The sequence below is a fragment of the Microbacterium sp. AK009 genome, assembly GCF_013410955.1.
Classification (GTDB): domain Bacteria; phylum Actinomycetota; class Actinomycetes; order Actinomycetales; family Microbacteriaceae; genus Microbacterium.
Genome location: NZ_JACCCG010000005.1, coordinates 212,337 through 226,221, shown reverse-complemented (window position 1 = coordinate 226,221; position 13,885 = coordinate 212,337). Strand labels below are relative to the sequence as shown.

Here is a 13,885-nt window from a genome sequence, read left to right as displayed (position 1 = left end):
GGGTCGTGCGGGATTCGCGCGGCACAATGGGCCGATGGAGACCGCGACACCGCCGACGACGGATCGACGAGCGTGGGCCGTGCCGCTGGTCGCCGGACTGATCCTCGTCGCCCTCGCCGTCGGTCTCGGAGCGTGGATCTTCGTCCGCGGCAACGAGCCGTTCGACATCGACGCCGGGTGGAACATCCTCCTGGCGGGCTGGTCGTCGCCGGTGGTCACCGGATTCTCGCAGTTCATGAACGTCGTCGGCGCAGGGTGGTTCTCGATCGCCGTCGTCCCCCTCGGCGGGGCGCTGCTGATGATCCTCCTCCGCCGACCCTGGGGGGCGCTGTTCCTCGTGCTCTCCCTGGCAGCTTCGGCCGCGGGTGTCCAGGTGCTGAAGCAGACCTTCGGCCGCGCGCGCCCGGAGGACATCGTGGTGATCAGCGATTACGGGTCGTACCCCTCCGGACACGCCGGGAACGCGGCGACGGTGGCCGCCATCGCGGTGGTGCTGTTCCCCCGCCTCTGGGTGGGCATCGTCGGCGCCACGTGGCTGCTCCTCATGGCCTTCAGCCGCACCTATCTGCACGCCCACTGGCTCAGCGACACCCTCGGCGGCGCGCTCATCGGGGCAGGCGTCACGCTGCTGCTGGCCGCCGCATTCGCCGTGCCGCTGGCGAGGGAGCGGCAACGGCGGACGGATGCCGCGGCGGAGCCCGCCTCGCTACTGTGAACCCATGACCAAGGCGACGTCGTCCGATCCCGACGCGGTGGCCGCCGCCGAGCTCGCGCGACTGCGAGCTGAGGCCGACGCCGCCGAGGCGGAGCTGAGGGCCGCCCGGGCGCGCGCGGCTCTCGCCGCAGCCGAAGAGGCAGCCGTCCGGGCCGGCGGGGGCGAATCGGACACGCCGCCCGCGGAGGACGCCGAGCCTGCGCCGCCGGCACCAGCCCCGGAGGGCCCGCTCACCGAGGAGGAGGTCGCCGCCATCGTCCGCGGCTACACCTTCGACCAGCCGGGCCTGCACCTCGGCGCCCTCGTCAACGGCGAAGCGGTGCCGACCGCGCAGGTGCGCATCCCGTTCGGAATGCTGAACCGTCACGGGCTCGTCGCTGGCGCGACCGGAACGGGCAAGACCCGCACCCTGCAGCTGCTCGCCGAGCAGATCGCCGCCGGCGGTGTCCCCGTCTTCGCCGCCGACATCAAGGGCGATCTCTCGGGCGTCGCCACACCCGGTGTCCCGAGCGAGAAGATGCTCGCGCGGACGCGCGGCATCGGCCAGGACTGGGAGCCCGCGGCATCCGCGACCGAGTACTTCTGCCTCGGGGGCATCGGCACCGGCGTGCCCATCCGCGCAACGGTGTCGGCGTTCGGGCCGCTGCTGCTGAGCAAGGTGCTCGGACTGAATCAGACCCAGGAATCCAGCCTCGGCCTGGTGTTCCACTACGCCGACGCCAACGGGCTCGCCCTGGTGGACCTCTCCGACCTGCGGGCGGTGCTGACCTACCTCACCAGCGCCGAAGGGAAGGCGGAGCTGAAGCAGCTCGGCGGTCTCTCCGCCGCGACCGCGGGGGTGATCCTCCGAGAACTCATCACCTTCGCCGATGGCGGAGCGGACGTCTTCTTCGGCGAGCCGGAGTTCGACGTCCGCGACATCCTCCGCACGGCTCCCGACGGCCGCGGCATCATCAACCTGCTCGAGATCCCGGGGGTCGCCGACAAGCCCGAACTCTTCTCGACGTTCCTCATGTACCTCCTGGCGGAGCTGTTCGAGATCCTTCCCGAAGTCGGCGACCTCGACAGGCCCAAGCTGGTGTTCTTCTTCGACGAGGCGCATCTTCTCTTCCGCGGTGCCTCGAAAGACTTCGTCGCCGCGATCGTGCAGACCGTGCGGCTCATCCGCTCCAAGGGCGTCGGGGTGTTCTTCGTCACACAGACACCGAAAGACGTCCCCTCCGACGTGCTCGCCCAGCTCGGCTCGCGGGTGCAGCACGCCCTGCGGGCCTTCACCCCCGAGGATGCCGCGGCCCTGCGTGCAACGGTCCGCACGTACCCGACCTCGGGGTACGACCTCGAGCGCGTCCTGCAGGAGCTGGGCACGGGGGAGGCGGTCGTGACCGTGATGAGCGAGAAGGGGGCACCGACGCCGGTGGCCTGGACGAGACTGCGGGCGCCCCTGGGGCTCATGAGCCCCTCAGCCCCCGAGACGATCCGGGCCGGCGTCGCCGGATCCCCCCTCCTCGCCGGGTACGCCGAGCCCGTCGACCGTGAGTCTGCGCGCGAGATCCTCACCGCCCGGATGAACGCCGCCGCCGAGGCGGCGGCTGCCGCCGATGCCGCTGCGGAGCAGGCCCGGACGGACGCCGAGTTGGCGAAGCAGCGCGCGGCCCTGGACAAGGCCCAGGCGGAAGCCGAGAAGAAGGCGCAGCGGGAGTACGAGCGCCTGCTCAAGCAGAGCGCGGGAGGACGCTCGACCCGCACCGCGCGCCGCGCCGACCCGTCGCCGATCGACCGGGTGCTGGGCTCGAAGGCGACCCAGAGCATCCTCCGCGAGGTGATCCGCGGCGTGTTCGGCACTGCGCGTCGCTGAGTGGGAACCCCCGCTCACCGCCGCCGACGCGAGGGTAGCCTGTGCACATGGCGACGAAGCCCCCCAGCTCTGATATCGATGAGAACGACCTGAAGGTCGGAGACCGCAAGAAGGTCGCGGTCGGCGTGCCCGCCGTGCTGCACGCCCTGCAGATGTCGTACGAGCAGATGGGGGTGGTGCGCAGCGCCCAGACCCTGCTGCGGGTGAACCAGAAGGACGGGTTCGACTGTCCGGGCTGCGCGTGGCCGGAGGAGGACAAGCGCCACGTCGCGGAGTTCTGCGAGAACGGCGCCAAGGCCGTCGCCGAAGAGGCGACGCTGCGGAAGGTCGGACCGGACTTCTTCGCACGACACAGCGTCGCCGAACTGCGGGAGCGCGACGACTACTGGCTGGGGCAGCAGGGGCGCCTCACCCACCCGATGATCCTCGACGAGGGGGCCACGCACTATCGGGAGGTGTCGTGGGATGACGCCCTCCGTCTCATCGCCGATGAACTCCGGAACCTCGATGATCCCGACGAGGCGGTGTTCTACACCTCCGGTCGCACGTCGAATGAGGCCGCCTTCCTCTACCAGCTGCTGGTGCGCGGGCTCGGGACGAACAACCTCCCCGACTGCTCGAACATGTGCCACGAGTCATCCGGGTCGGCGCTGACCCAGACCCTCGGCATCGGCAAGGGCACGGTCTCGATCACCGACATCCACGAGGCGGATCTGCTGATCGTGGCCGGGCAGAACCCGGGGACGAATCACCCCCGCATGCTGAGCGCGCTGGAGAAGGCCAAGGCGCGCGGGGCGACGATCATCGCGGTCAACCCGCTGCCCGAGGCGGGCCTCATCCGGTTCGAGAACCCGCAGACTCCGAAGGGCATGGTCCTCGGCGGCACGCGGATCGCGGACCAGTTCGTGCAGATCCGCCTCGGTGGCGACCAGGCGCTGTTCCAGGCCATCGGCAAGCATCTGCTCGAAGCCGAAGACCGTGAGGGCGGAGTGATCGACCGCCCGTTCATCGACGCCTACACCTCGGGCTTCGACGAGTATCGGGCGGCGATCGCCGCGGTGCCCTGGGAGGAGCTGGTCGTCGCGACGGGGATCGCCGAGGAGCGCCTCCGCCACGTCGCCGAGACCGTCCGGGCGTCCAGGGCCACGATCGTCTGCTGGGCGATGGGGCTGACCCAGCACAAGCACTCCGTGCCCATGCTTCGCGACGTCGTGAACGTGCTGCTCCTCCAGGGGAACATCGGGCGTCCCGGGGCGGGGGTGTGTCCGGTCCGCGGTCACTCCAACGTGCAGGGAGATCGCACGATGGGCATCTACGAGAAGCCGTCCGTGGCGTTCCTCGACGCCCTCGACCGGGAGTTCGATTTCGCCGCGCCGCGCGAGTGGGGCTACGACACCGTCGAGGCGATCCGCGCCATGCGCGACGGGCGCGTGCGGGTCTTCTTCGCGATGGGCGGCAACTTCGCCAGCGCCACGCCCGACACCGCGGTCACCGAGGCGGCGCTGTCGACCACCGATCTGACCGTGCAGGTCTCGACCAAGCTCAACCGCTCGCATCTGGTGACCGGGCGGCGGGCCATCATCCTGCCCACCCTCGGTCGCACCGACCGCGACCGCCGCGGCGGGGGAGAGCAGCGGGTCACGGTGGAGGACTCGATGAGTGCCGTCCACGCATCCCGCGGCCGGCTCGCGCCGCCCTCGGACGACCTCCTCAGTGAGGTGGCCATCATCGCGCGGCTCTGCCGGCTGCTGTTCGGCGACGTCGACGTCGACGGGGCCGATCAGACGCCCACCGCCCCGCCGCTTCAGGCTCAGCCCGCACCCGAGGAGGTCGACCGCCGCCAGGTTGAGCGTGACACTGTCGAGCGTGACACCGTGGAGCCGGGCGGCGCCGACCGGCCGGGGGTGGGTCTGCCGCGCAACGTCCCGCACGCGGACTGGTCGGCCCTCGAGAACGACTACGCACTCATCCGCGCGCACATCGCCCGCGTGGTGCCGGGTTTCGAGGACTTCGAAGAGCGGATCGCCAAAGGGCGCACCTTCATCCTCCCGAACGGTCCTCGCGACGGGCGCACCTTCGCCACGGAGACCGGGCGGGCGATGTTCACCGCGAACCGCCTCGAATACCCGGAGATCCCCGCCGGGAGGCTGCTGCTGCAGACCCTGCGATCGCACGATCAGTACAACACCACGATCTACGGCAAGGACGACCGCTACCGCGGCATCCACGGGGGCCGGCGGGTGGTCCTCGTCAACGAACACGATCTCGGTGCGCGGGGGCTCGGCGACGGCGACCTGGTCGACCTCGTGTCGGAGTGGACGATGACGAACGGCACGGTCGAGGAGCGCCGCGCGGAACGTTTCCGGGTCGTCGCCTACCCGACCCCGCGCGGCAACGCCGCGGCGTACTACCCCGAGACGAACGTGCTCGTCCCGCTCGACTCGGTCGCCGACGTCAGCGGCACCCCGACGTCGAAGTCGGTCGTGATCCGCCTCGAACCGGTCGCCGCCGCCGCGCGCGCCTAGGCTGAGGGCGTGCACACCGCCGCCGTGATCACCGTCTCCGACCGCTCCGCCGCCGGCGCGCGCGCCGACGAGAGCGGTCCGCTCGCGGTCGCCGCGCTCCGCGACGCCGGCTTCGACTGCGACGAGGCGGTCGTGGTCCACGACGGCGCCGACAGCGTCGAGCGCGCTCTGACAGCCCAGGTGCTGGCGGGCGTCAAGCTCGTGATCACCACCGGCGGCACGGGCGTCGGACCGCGGGACGCCACCCCCGAGGGAACGGCGCGCGTGCTCACCCGCGAGATCCCCGGGATCGCCGAGGAACTGCGCCGGCGCGGCGCGGCGGAAAAGCCCGCCGGCATGCTCACCAGGGGCCTGGCCGGGGTGGTGGACCCGCACGGTGTGATGGTGGTGAACCTCCCCGGTTCCCCACGAGCGGTCGCCTCGGGCATGCCGGTCATCCTGTCGGTCGCCCGGCACGTCCTCGACCAGCTCGCGGGCGAGGACCACCGATGACCGTGGTGCGGCTGGCGCGGATCAGCGCCGAGCCGCTCGACCTCGCCGCGCATCTCGATGCCGTCGAAGACGCCGCAGCCGGCGCCGTCACCACGTTCATCGGGCGGGTGCGGGACCACGACCCGGACGCGGCGAGAGCGGTGCGGGAACTCGAATACACCGCTCACCCCGATGCCGAGGGTGTCCTGGCGGGGCTTGCTCAGGCGGCTTCGGGTGACTCCGGCGCGCTCGTCGCGGTCAGCCATCGGGTGGGGAGGCTCGGCGTCGGAGAGGCCGCGGTGATCATCGCGGTCGCCGCGGCGCATCGTGGCACGGCGTTCGAGTCGTGTCGTCGGCTCATCGAGCGGATCAAGACCGACCTGCCGGTGTGGAAGCGGCAGATCGAGATCGACGGCACCGCGACCTGGCTCGGCCTCGGCGGCTGATCCTCACCCGCCCGCGAAGGGCGGGAGGACATCCACCACGGTGGCCTCGCCGAGCGGCTCGTCGTCATCGACCCGGCTGCCGTCCACCAGGACCGCGCACCGCGGGAGCAGGCCCGCCATCCCCGGCCGCTCGGCCGCGAGCGCTGTGCGCAGCGCGCCGAGGGTCGGCTCGACCCTGGTCTCTTCGTCGGTGCCGGCCATCTCCTCCGCGGCGGCGAAGTACCTCACGCGCGCCATTCAGGTTCCCGCCGTGTGCTCGGACGATGCGGCGTCGTCGTACTGGGCGACGAGGTCGATGACGGCGCCGAGCGCCGCCCGGACGTCGTCGGGTCCGGCTCCGGCACGTCCGGCCACGAGACCCGCGACGAACGCGCTCAGGGGGGCGCCCGGGCGGGCGACGCCGTTCGCGACCTCGCGCGCGAGATCGAGCACGCCCGCGACAGGCACCTGATCGGCCGTCAGATCGAAATGATCGCGCATCAGCTCGGCCCAGCGGTCCAGAGCCTCCGGCGGCAGCGTGCGCGGCGTCGGTGTCTCACTCACGGTTCCCGTCCTCCCTGGCGCGGCGCGCCGCCTCAAGATCCTCCCACGTGTCGACATCGAAAGAGAGGGCGGCGGCGCTGTCGAACGAGAGGGCCGCGGCGCCCTCGAGCGGGAGGGCCGCGGCGCCCGGATCGGTGACGACCGTGACGGCGAGGTCGTTCACGAGGTCGCGGACGGCGGCGTCACGGCCGCGCTGCGGCATCCGCTCGATGCGGCGTCCGAGGGGAGCGGTACGGAACAGACCCACGAGGAACTGCGGCCGGCTGGTGGCATCACCGAGACAGACGGCCTCGACGTCGTTCGGCACCAGCGCGGCCGCGGCGGTGAGGAGGGGGACGGCGGACTCGGCGTGGGGAAGGTCGCAGGCGAGCACGAGCGTCCAGGTCGAAGGAGCGTCGGTCGCCGCCCTCGCCGCGTCGAAACCGGCGATGATCCCCGCGACCGGACCGCCGAAGGGGGGATCCTCGCGGGTCCACCGCACGATGCCCGCTACCGGCATCTCGGGACCGACGGCGATGATCGGGTCGGCACCGGCGCGGGTCGCGGCGGCGACCGCAATGTCGAGCAGCGATCGGCCTCCGACGGTCTGGAGGGGCTTCGCCACCCCGCCGAGCCGCCGCGCGCGCCCGCCGGCGAGGAGGATCGCGGAGAGATCGATCATTCCGCCGGGCGCACCCACGCTCCCGATCGACCGCCCTCCTTCGCCACGATCCGCACGGCCTCGATGGACGTGGTCTTATCCATGCCCTTCACCATGTCGACGACGGCGAGGGCGGCGACACTCACCGCGGTGAGCGCCTCCATCTCGACGCCGGTGCGGTCGGCGGTGCGGACGGTCGCCTCGACCGACACGCCCCCGTCCTCGATGACGAGGTCGACCGTCGCACCGTGCACGCCGATGACGTGTGCCAGGGGCAGCAGGGTGGGGGTGAGCTTGGCCGCCTGGATGCCGGCGATGCGCGCCACCGCCAGGACGTCGCCCTTGGGAACAGCCCCGTCTCGCAGCGCCGCGATCACTGCGGGCGCGCAGCGCACGAAGCCGCGCGCGGTGGCGGCGCGGACGGTCGGGGTCTTCTCCGTGACATCCACCATGCGGGCCCGACCCGCGGCGTCGAGGTGTGTGAAGCTCATGCCCTCAGCATGACATCCACACCGTCGCCCGGTTCGACCTGCTCCACCTCGGCCGCGACGACCGCGAAGGCCTCGGCCCGCGCGAGCCCGCCCGCCAGGTGCGACCCTGAGCCCCCCGCGGTCGCGGGGACCACCCGCCATCCGGCGGGGTCGCTGCGGTCGAGGGCGGCGGGGAGGTACTGGCGGCGGCCCGGCGGCGTGCGCCACCCCGTGCCGGCGGCGAGCCGCAGCACGGGGCGCTCGAGCTGCGAGCGCCCGGCCATGAGGAGGAGAGCCGGGCGCACGAACACCTCGAACGACACCGCGGCGCTCACGGGGTTGCCCGGCAGACCGAACAGCAGCGTGCCGTCATCGAGCGCGCCGAATCCCTGCGGCTTGCCGGGCTGCATGGCGACGGCGGTGAAGGTCATCTCCCCGGTGGGGCCGAGGGTGGTCTTCACCACCTCGTAGGCGCCGGCACTCACGCCGCCGGAGAACACTACGGCGTCCGCGGCGGCGGCCCGGGCGGACGCGAGTGCCGGTCGGAGGCCGTTGTCGTCGTCGGCAACGGTCGTGCGCAGGACGACCTCGGCTCCGGCGTCGATCGCGAGACCGGCGAGGAGGACGCTGTTGGACTCGGGGATCTGGCCTCGCGCGAGGTCCGCGCCGGGGGTGACGAGCTCGGATCCGGTGGATATGACCGCCACGCGGGGCCGGCGGCGCACCCGGACGACGGCGACACCCGCCGCCGCCGCGGCGCCGAGCTGGAAGGCCCCGAGCGCGGTTCCCGCGGCCACGACCTCGTCACCGGGGGAGAGGTCATCACCGCGGAGCCGGCAGTGAGCGCCGCGGGCTCGTGGCGCGCGCAGCACCTGGATCTCGCCCAGGGAGTCGGCGAGACCGTCGGCGGTGTCCTCGAACGGCACGACGGTGTCGGCCGCGGTGGGCAGCGCCGATCCGGTCATGATGCGGGCGGCCTGCCCGGGGCCGAGCGGAGGGTCGAGGGGACTCCCCGCGGGAAGGTCGGCGACGACGCGCAGGGCGACCGGAGCCGTCGCCATCGCGCCGGCGACATCGTCGTACCGCACCGCGAAGCCGTCCATCGCCGAATTGTCGAAGACCGGGATGGGCACCCGAGCGCGCACCGGCTCGGCGAGCGTCAGGCCGAGCGCGGTCTCGACCGCGGCGGTGATGACGTCGCACGGGCGGACGGCGGCGAGGATGACGTCGCGGTGCTCCTCGACCGATCGCAGCACGCGGCCGGCGCTCACGCGTGCGCCCCGGCGGATGTGTCCGCCGCGGCGGTCCACGCCGTGTAGCCGCCGCGGAGCACGGAGGCGTCGACACCGGCGGCGCGAAGCGCCTCGGCGGCCTGCCGGGCGCGTCCGCCCGCCTGGCACACGACCACGACAGCGCCGTCGCCGACGGGCGCCCCGAGCCCGCTGGGTGCGGCGAGGACGTCGGCGAGGGGGCGGAGAACCGACCCCGGGATGACGCCGCGCCCGGTCTCCCACGGCTCGCGGACGTCGAGAAGCACGGCCCCCTGGTCGAGCGTCTCGCCCAGTTGCGCCGGCTCGATCTCGCGGATGTCGCTCGCGGCGACGGTCGGCGCGGGAGCGCGCCGTCGCGCGGGCGCAAGCGGCACGTCGCGCACGCTGCCGGCCCAGGCGTCGATGACGAGGACGCGTCCGAGGAGCGGGTCCCCGACGCCGGCGATGAGCTTGACCGCCTCGGTTGCGAGAAGTCCACCGACCTGGAGGCACAGCGGTCCGAGGACCCCCGCCTCGGCGCACGAGGGCGCGTCGTGGGCCGACCCGGTCGGGTAGAGGTCGTCGAGGACGACCCGCGCAGCGCCGGCAGGCGGGGCCGACCAGAACACCGTGACCTGAGCGGCGGCCCCCTGCAGGGCTCCCCACACCAGCGGCACTCCGAGCGTCTCGGTCGCCGCGGCCACCGCCTCGCGGGTGTGGAAGCTGTCACTGCCGTCGACGACGAGGTCGGCGCCGCGGAGCAGATCGACGGCGTTCCGCGCGGTCAGGCGCTCTCGCCGCGCGTGGACGCGGGTGGTGGGGGAGAGGTCGCGGGCGACGCGTTCGGCGCTGTCGGTCTTGGGTCTGCCGAGATCGTCCCTGCGGTGCAGGACCTGGCGCTGCAGGTTCGACAGGTCGACCACGTCGTCGTCGATGACCGTCAGGGTTCCCACGCCGGCGGCGGCGAGCGCGAGGATGACCGGCGAACCGAGCCCTCCGGCGCCGATGACGGCGACATGTGCGGCGGCCAGGCGCCGCTGGCCGATCTCGCCGAGCCCGGCCAGGGCGGCGTGCCGGAGGGTACGCTCCCGCTCGGCCGGTTCGAGGGACGGTGCCGGGTCGACAAGGGGTGGCAACGGCATGGCATCAGGCTAGCCCCGCCTCCGCGGCCCCGCGCCGTGTCCGCGTTTGCGGAGATATGATGCATTTCATGCCGAGTTTTCGGATCTCCGATGCTGCCTCCCTCCTCGGGGTGAGTGATGACACGGTGCGTCGCTGGATCGACCAGGGAACACTCGAGACCACGGGCGCGGCGCCCGCCGAGATCTCGGGCGCGGCCCTCGCCGCACAGGCGCTCGCCCTCGCCAAGCACGCGGGCGACCCCACCGGGGTGCTCTCCAGCGCCCGCAACCGGTTCGTGGGGCTCGTGACCCGGGTGCAGCGGGACGGGGTGATGGCCCAGGTCGACATCCAGTGCGGGCCCCACCGTGTGGTGTCGCTCATGTCGTCCGAGGCCGTCGACGACCTGGGTCTGGAGGTCGGGTCTCTCGCGGTGGCCTCGGTCAAGGCGACGACGGTCACCGTGGAGGTTCCCCGGTGACGGACGATCAGACGATCGCTCGAGCGAAACGCCGTCAGGTCCGCCGCGCCGCGATCGGCGTCCTCGCGGCAGCCTCCGCCGTCCTCGTCGGCTGCGCGGGCACGGCGGCCTCGACGTCGGAGCCACCGGTCGCCGCCGAGGGAGGGCTCGCGGGAAGCCTCACCGTCTACGCGGCGGCATCCCTGCAGAGCGCGTTCGATGATCTCCTGACGGTCTTCGCCGAGCAGAATCCGGATGTCGCGGTGCAGCCGCTCGTCACCGACGGATCGTCCGCCCTTGTCACCCAGATCATCGAGGGGGCGCCGGCTGACGTCTTCGCCAGTGCCGACGAGCGCGTCATGCAGCAGGCGGTCGACGCCGGCGTCGCGGTGGGTCCGGTGGTCTTCGCCGCGAACACCCTCGTGCTCGTCACCCCGGCGGGCAACCCCGCGGGAATCGCGGGGCTCGACGATCTCGCCGATGCCACGGTGGTGCTCTGCGACAGCGTCGTCCCGTGCGGCGCCGCCTCGCGGACGCTGCTGGAGAACGCCGGCGCGAGCGTCACCCCCGCGAGCCTCGAGCAGAACGTCACGGCCGTCCTCACCAAGGTCGCCGCGGGCGAGGCCGACGCCGGCCTGGTCTACGCCACCGACGTCGTGGGCCGCGACGACGTCGAGGTGATCGTGCCCGACGGGGCCGCGGATGTGGTCAATCTCTATCCGATCGCGGTGACCACCGGGGCCGCCTCCGACGAGGTCGCCCGTGCCTTCGTCGCCCTCGTCACCGGTCCCGAGGGGCAGCGCGTGCTCGCCGATGCCGGGTTCGCGCCTCCGCGGCCATGACCTCGGTCACGCGCTCGCTCCGACCGGCGCCCGCCCCCGCGGTCCCGCCGATCCTCGCCGTCCCTGCCGTTCTCGGCCTCGCTCTCCTCGTCGTGCCGCTGGTCGCGCTGGTGTCGCGGGCAGAGTGGTCGACGCTCTGGGCAGACGTGACCTCGCCACCGGCGGTGTCGGCGCTGCTGCTTTCGCTGCAGACCGGATTCGCGGCCACGGTGCTGTGCATCCTCCTCGGCATCCCCCTCGCGCTGGTGATCGCGCGCGCTTCGGCGCGGACCGCGGCGGTCCTGCGTGCGGTCGTGACTGTGCCGCTCGTCCTCCCGCCGATGGTGGGCGGCGTCGCGCTGCTGTTCCTCTTCGGCCGCAACGGCTGGCTCGGTCCGGCACTGGATGCCGCCGGCATCCGTCTGCCTTTTACCACCGCCGCCGTCGTCCTCGCGCAGGCCTTCGTCGCGCTGCCGTTCCTCGTGCTCGCGCTGGAAGGGTCGCTGCGGGCGATCGGGAGCCGCTTCGAGGAGGCGGCGGGCGCACTCGGCGCCGGTCGCTGGACGATCCTCGCCCGGATCACCCTGCCGCTGGCAGCCCCGGGACTCATCGCCGGCGTCATCCTCTGCTTCGCCCGGGCGGTGGGTGAGTTCGGGGCGACGGCGCTGTTCGCGGGGAACGCCCCCGGGGTCACCCAGACCATGCCGCTCGCCATCTACAGCGCCTTCAACGGTGCGGGCGTGTCGCAGGGAACCGGCGTGGCGCTCTCGCTCCTCCTCCTCGTCACCGCTCTCGTGGTGCTGCTCCTCGTCCGTGCCTGGCGACCGGGGAGCCTGCGGTGACGGCGGGGCGGCTCGAGGTCGAGGTCGATGACCAGGCGCGCGGCGACATCCGGCTGTCGGTGTCGTTCGTCGCCGAGCCGGGCGAGGTCGTCGGGATCATGGGCCCGAGCGGCGCGGGGAAGTCCACGCTCCTCGGTGTCATCGCGGGGACTGTGCGCCTGGACTCCGGACGCGTCGTCCGGGACGGCCGCGTGCTGTCGAGCCCTGGGCGTCTCGTGCCGGCGGCTGCGCGGGAGGTGGTGCTGCTCGGTCAGGACGCGCGCCTGTTCCCTCACCTCTCCGCCGCCGAGAACATCGCGTTCGGGCCGCGGGCGCGCGGCGTCCCGCGGGCGAAGGCGCGCTCCGACGCGGCATCCTGGCTCGAAAGGGTGGGTCTGGCGGGCCTGGGCGACCGACGGCCCGGGGAGCTCTCGGGCGGTCAGCAGCAGCGGGTTGCCCTCGCGCGCGCGCTCGTGACCGACCCCGCGGTGCTGCTGCTGGACGAGCCCTTCACCTCGCTCGACCCCGTCACGGCCGACGACCTGCGCGCGGTGCTGCGCGACCAGCTCGCTGCGACGGGCGTCACCGCCGTCGTCGTCACCCATGACGCCCTGGATGCCGCGGTACTGGCCGACACCCTCATCGTCGTCGAAGCCGGCAGGGTCAGCCAGCGCGGGCCGACCCGCGACGTCTTGACCACACCGGCGACGGCCTTTGTCGCGCGCATCGCGGGTCTGAACCGCGTCGAGGGGGTTGCCCGGAGCGGAGCCTGGGAGCGCGCCGGGCGGCGGATCGTTCCGGCCGATGCCGAGGCGCGCGCGCTGCTCACCGGGGCGGCGGGTCGTCCGGTGTGGGCGGTGTTCCGCCCCTCGGCGGCGGTGATCGCGGCACCCGAGCCCGGCTCCGCGCCGGCGGACGGATGGGCGGCGAGGATCGTCCGTCACGAGGCGACGCCGTCGGGGGTGCGCCTGCACACCGACGAACCTCCTCTCTTCGTCGACGCCGACCTGGCCGATGCCGCGCGGTTTCCTGTCGGGACCGAGGTCACCGTCACCCTCGACGAAGCGGGGGTCCGGCTGACGCCGTGATCGACGGCGTCCCCGGCATCGGCGGCGTAGACTCCCCGCGTGCCGCGCCTTCGCCCTTTCCGCGCCGGTGACGAAGCGGCGCTCGCCGAGATCTGTCTCCGTACCGCCGATGACGGCGCCGATGCGACCGGCGTGCTGCCGGATGACGATCTCTGGGCAGCCCTGTTCGTCCTCCCCTACGTCGCGCGGCACCCCGACCTCGCCCTCGTCGTCGAGACCGATGACGGCCGGGTCGCCGGCTACATCGTCGGAACACCCGATACCGACGCGTTCGAGGAGTGGTTCGCGCGCGACTGGTGGCCGCAGGTCGCCCCGCACCGCCGCCCGCGGGGGGAGGCCGAGGGGCGGTACGCCGACCTGCTGGACTATGCCGCCGCCCGGGGGACGAGCGCGCATGCGTACGCGCGCGATCATCCCGCTCACCTGCACATCGACCTCCTTCCCGAGGTGCAGGGGCGGGGGTGGGGGCGCCGGCTCGTCGCGGAGTTCGTCCAGGCCCTTCGAGACCGGGGCGTGTCCGGTGTGCACCTCGTCGCCTCCGCCGGCAACACGGGAGCGCTGGCGTTCTATCCACGACTGGGCTTCGTGGCGCTGCCGTCCGGGCCGGGGGAGCGGGCCTTCGGAATGTCGCTGGACTGATCCGGCGCCGCCCCTCGTCCCC

The 13,885-nt window shown here is 73.0% G+C and carries 16 protein-coding genes; 10 read left to right on the top strand and 6 right to left on the bottom strand.

The genetic code is table 11. The annotated features are described in order from the left end of the window. Positions 1-34: 34 nt before the first annotated feature. The 5 genes from HDC37_RS12575 to HDC37_RS12555 are packed head-to-tail and all read left to right on the top strand — an operon-like array spanning position 35 to position 6,012. Complete coding sequence (locus tag HDC37_RS12575) at positions 35-715, top strand: phosphatase PAP2 family protein (RefSeq protein WP_179560736.1); 681 nt, start codon at positions 35-37, stop codon at positions 713-715. Between the two features lie 4 nt (positions 716-719). Further along, complete coding sequence (locus HDC37_RS12570) at positions 720-2,570, top strand: helicase HerA-like domain-containing protein (RefSeq protein ID WP_179560735.1); 1,851 nt, start codon at positions 720-722, stop codon at positions 2,568-2,570. Between the two features lie 47 nt (positions 2,571-2,617). Next, complete coding sequence (locus HDC37_RS12565; protein WP_179560734.1) at positions 2,618-5,095, top strand: FdhF/YdeP family oxidoreductase; 2,478 nt, start codon at positions 2,618-2,620, stop codon at positions 5,093-5,095. A gap of 9 nt (positions 5,096-5,104) precedes the next feature. After that, positions 5,105-5,587, top strand: a complete 483-nt coding sequence (locus HDC37_RS12560) for a molybdenum cofactor biosynthesis protein B (RefSeq protein WP_179560733.1) — start codon at positions 5,105-5,107, stop codon at positions 5,585-5,587. Further along, positions 5,584-6,012 (top strand): molybdenum cofactor biosynthesis protein MoaE, encoded by a 429-nt coding sequence (locus tag HDC37_RS12555; RefSeq protein WP_179560732.1) that lies wholly within the window; start codon positions 5,584-5,586, stop codon positions 6,010-6,012. The genes HDC37_RS12560 and HDC37_RS12555 overlap by 4 nt, the downstream gene beginning before the upstream one ends. Positions 6,013-6,015: 3 nt before the next feature. Here the strand turns inward: HDC37_RS12555 and HDC37_RS12550 are convergent, their stop codons facing one another. Genes HDC37_RS12550 through HDC37_RS12525 form a run of 6 tightly spaced genes read right to left on the bottom strand, consistent with a single transcriptional unit; the run spans position 6,016 to position 10,057 of the window. Beyond that, entirely contained in the window at positions 6,016-6,249 is a 234-nt protein-coding gene (locus HDC37_RS12550; RefSeq protein WP_179560731.1) for a MoaD/ThiS family protein, read from the bottom strand. Further along, complete coding sequence (locus HDC37_RS12545) at positions 6,250-6,555, bottom strand: DUF6457 domain-containing protein (RefSeq protein ID WP_308472204.1); 306 nt, start codon at positions 6,553-6,555, stop codon at positions 6,250-6,252. Next, positions 6,548-7,216 (bottom strand): molybdenum cofactor guanylyltransferase, encoded by a 669-nt coding sequence (locus tag HDC37_RS12540; RefSeq protein WP_179560730.1) that lies wholly within the window; start codon positions 7,214-7,216, stop codon positions 6,548-6,550. The genes HDC37_RS12545 and HDC37_RS12540 overlap by 8 nt, the downstream gene beginning before the upstream one ends. After that, positions 7,213-7,686: a cyclic pyranopterin monophosphate synthase MoaC gene (gene moaC, locus HDC37_RS12535; protein ID WP_179560729.1), complete on the bottom strand. Its 474-nt coding sequence runs from the start codon at positions 7,684-7,686 to the stop codon at positions 7,213-7,215. Before moaC ends, HDC37_RS12540 begins: the two co-directional genes overlap by 4 nt. Next, on the bottom strand, positions 7,683-8,936 hold the full coding sequence (glp, locus tag HDC37_RS12530) for a gephyrin-like molybdotransferase Glp (protein ID WP_179560728.1): 1,254 nt from the start codon (positions 8,934-8,936) through the stop codon (positions 7,683-7,685). Before glp ends, moaC begins: the two co-directional genes overlap by 4 nt. After that, a complete protein-coding gene (locus tag HDC37_RS12525; protein ID WP_179560727.1) occupies positions 8,933-10,057 on the bottom strand; it encodes a ThiF family adenylyltransferase in 1,125 nt (374 codons plus the stop codon). Before HDC37_RS12525 ends, glp begins: the two co-directional genes overlap by 4 nt. 68 nt (positions 10,058-10,125) lie before the next feature. Between HDC37_RS12525 and HDC37_RS12520 the strand changes: the two genes are divergently transcribed. The 5 genes from HDC37_RS12520 to HDC37_RS12500 are packed head-to-tail and all read left to right on the top strand — an operon-like array spanning position 10,126 to position 13,863. Further along, positions 10,126-10,515 (top strand): molybdopterin-binding protein, encoded by a 390-nt coding sequence (locus tag HDC37_RS12520; protein WP_179560726.1) that lies wholly within the window; start codon positions 10,126-10,128, stop codon positions 10,513-10,515. Next, on the top strand, positions 10,512-11,336 hold the full coding sequence (gene modA, locus HDC37_RS12515) for a molybdate ABC transporter substrate-binding protein (protein ID WP_308472203.1): 825 nt from the start codon (positions 10,512-10,514) through the stop codon (positions 11,334-11,336). The genes HDC37_RS12520 and modA overlap by 4 nt, the downstream gene beginning before the upstream one ends. Then, positions 11,333-12,157 (top strand): ABC transporter permease, encoded by an 825-nt coding sequence (locus HDC37_RS12510; protein WP_179560725.1) that lies wholly within the window; start codon positions 11,333-11,335, stop codon positions 12,155-12,157. The genes modA and HDC37_RS12510 overlap by 4 nt, the downstream gene beginning before the upstream one ends. Beyond that, entirely contained in the window at positions 12,154-13,224 is a 1,071-nt protein-coding gene (locus tag HDC37_RS12505; RefSeq protein ID WP_308472202.1) for an ABC transporter ATP-binding protein, read from the top strand. Before HDC37_RS12510 ends, HDC37_RS12505 begins: the two co-directional genes overlap by 4 nt. 39 nt (positions 13,225-13,263) lie before the next feature. Next, positions 13,264-13,863: a GNAT family N-acetyltransferase gene (locus HDC37_RS12500; RefSeq protein WP_179560724.1), complete on the top strand. Its 600-nt coding sequence runs from the start codon at positions 13,264-13,266 to the stop codon at positions 13,861-13,863. Positions 13,864-13,885: the final 22 nt, after the last annotated feature.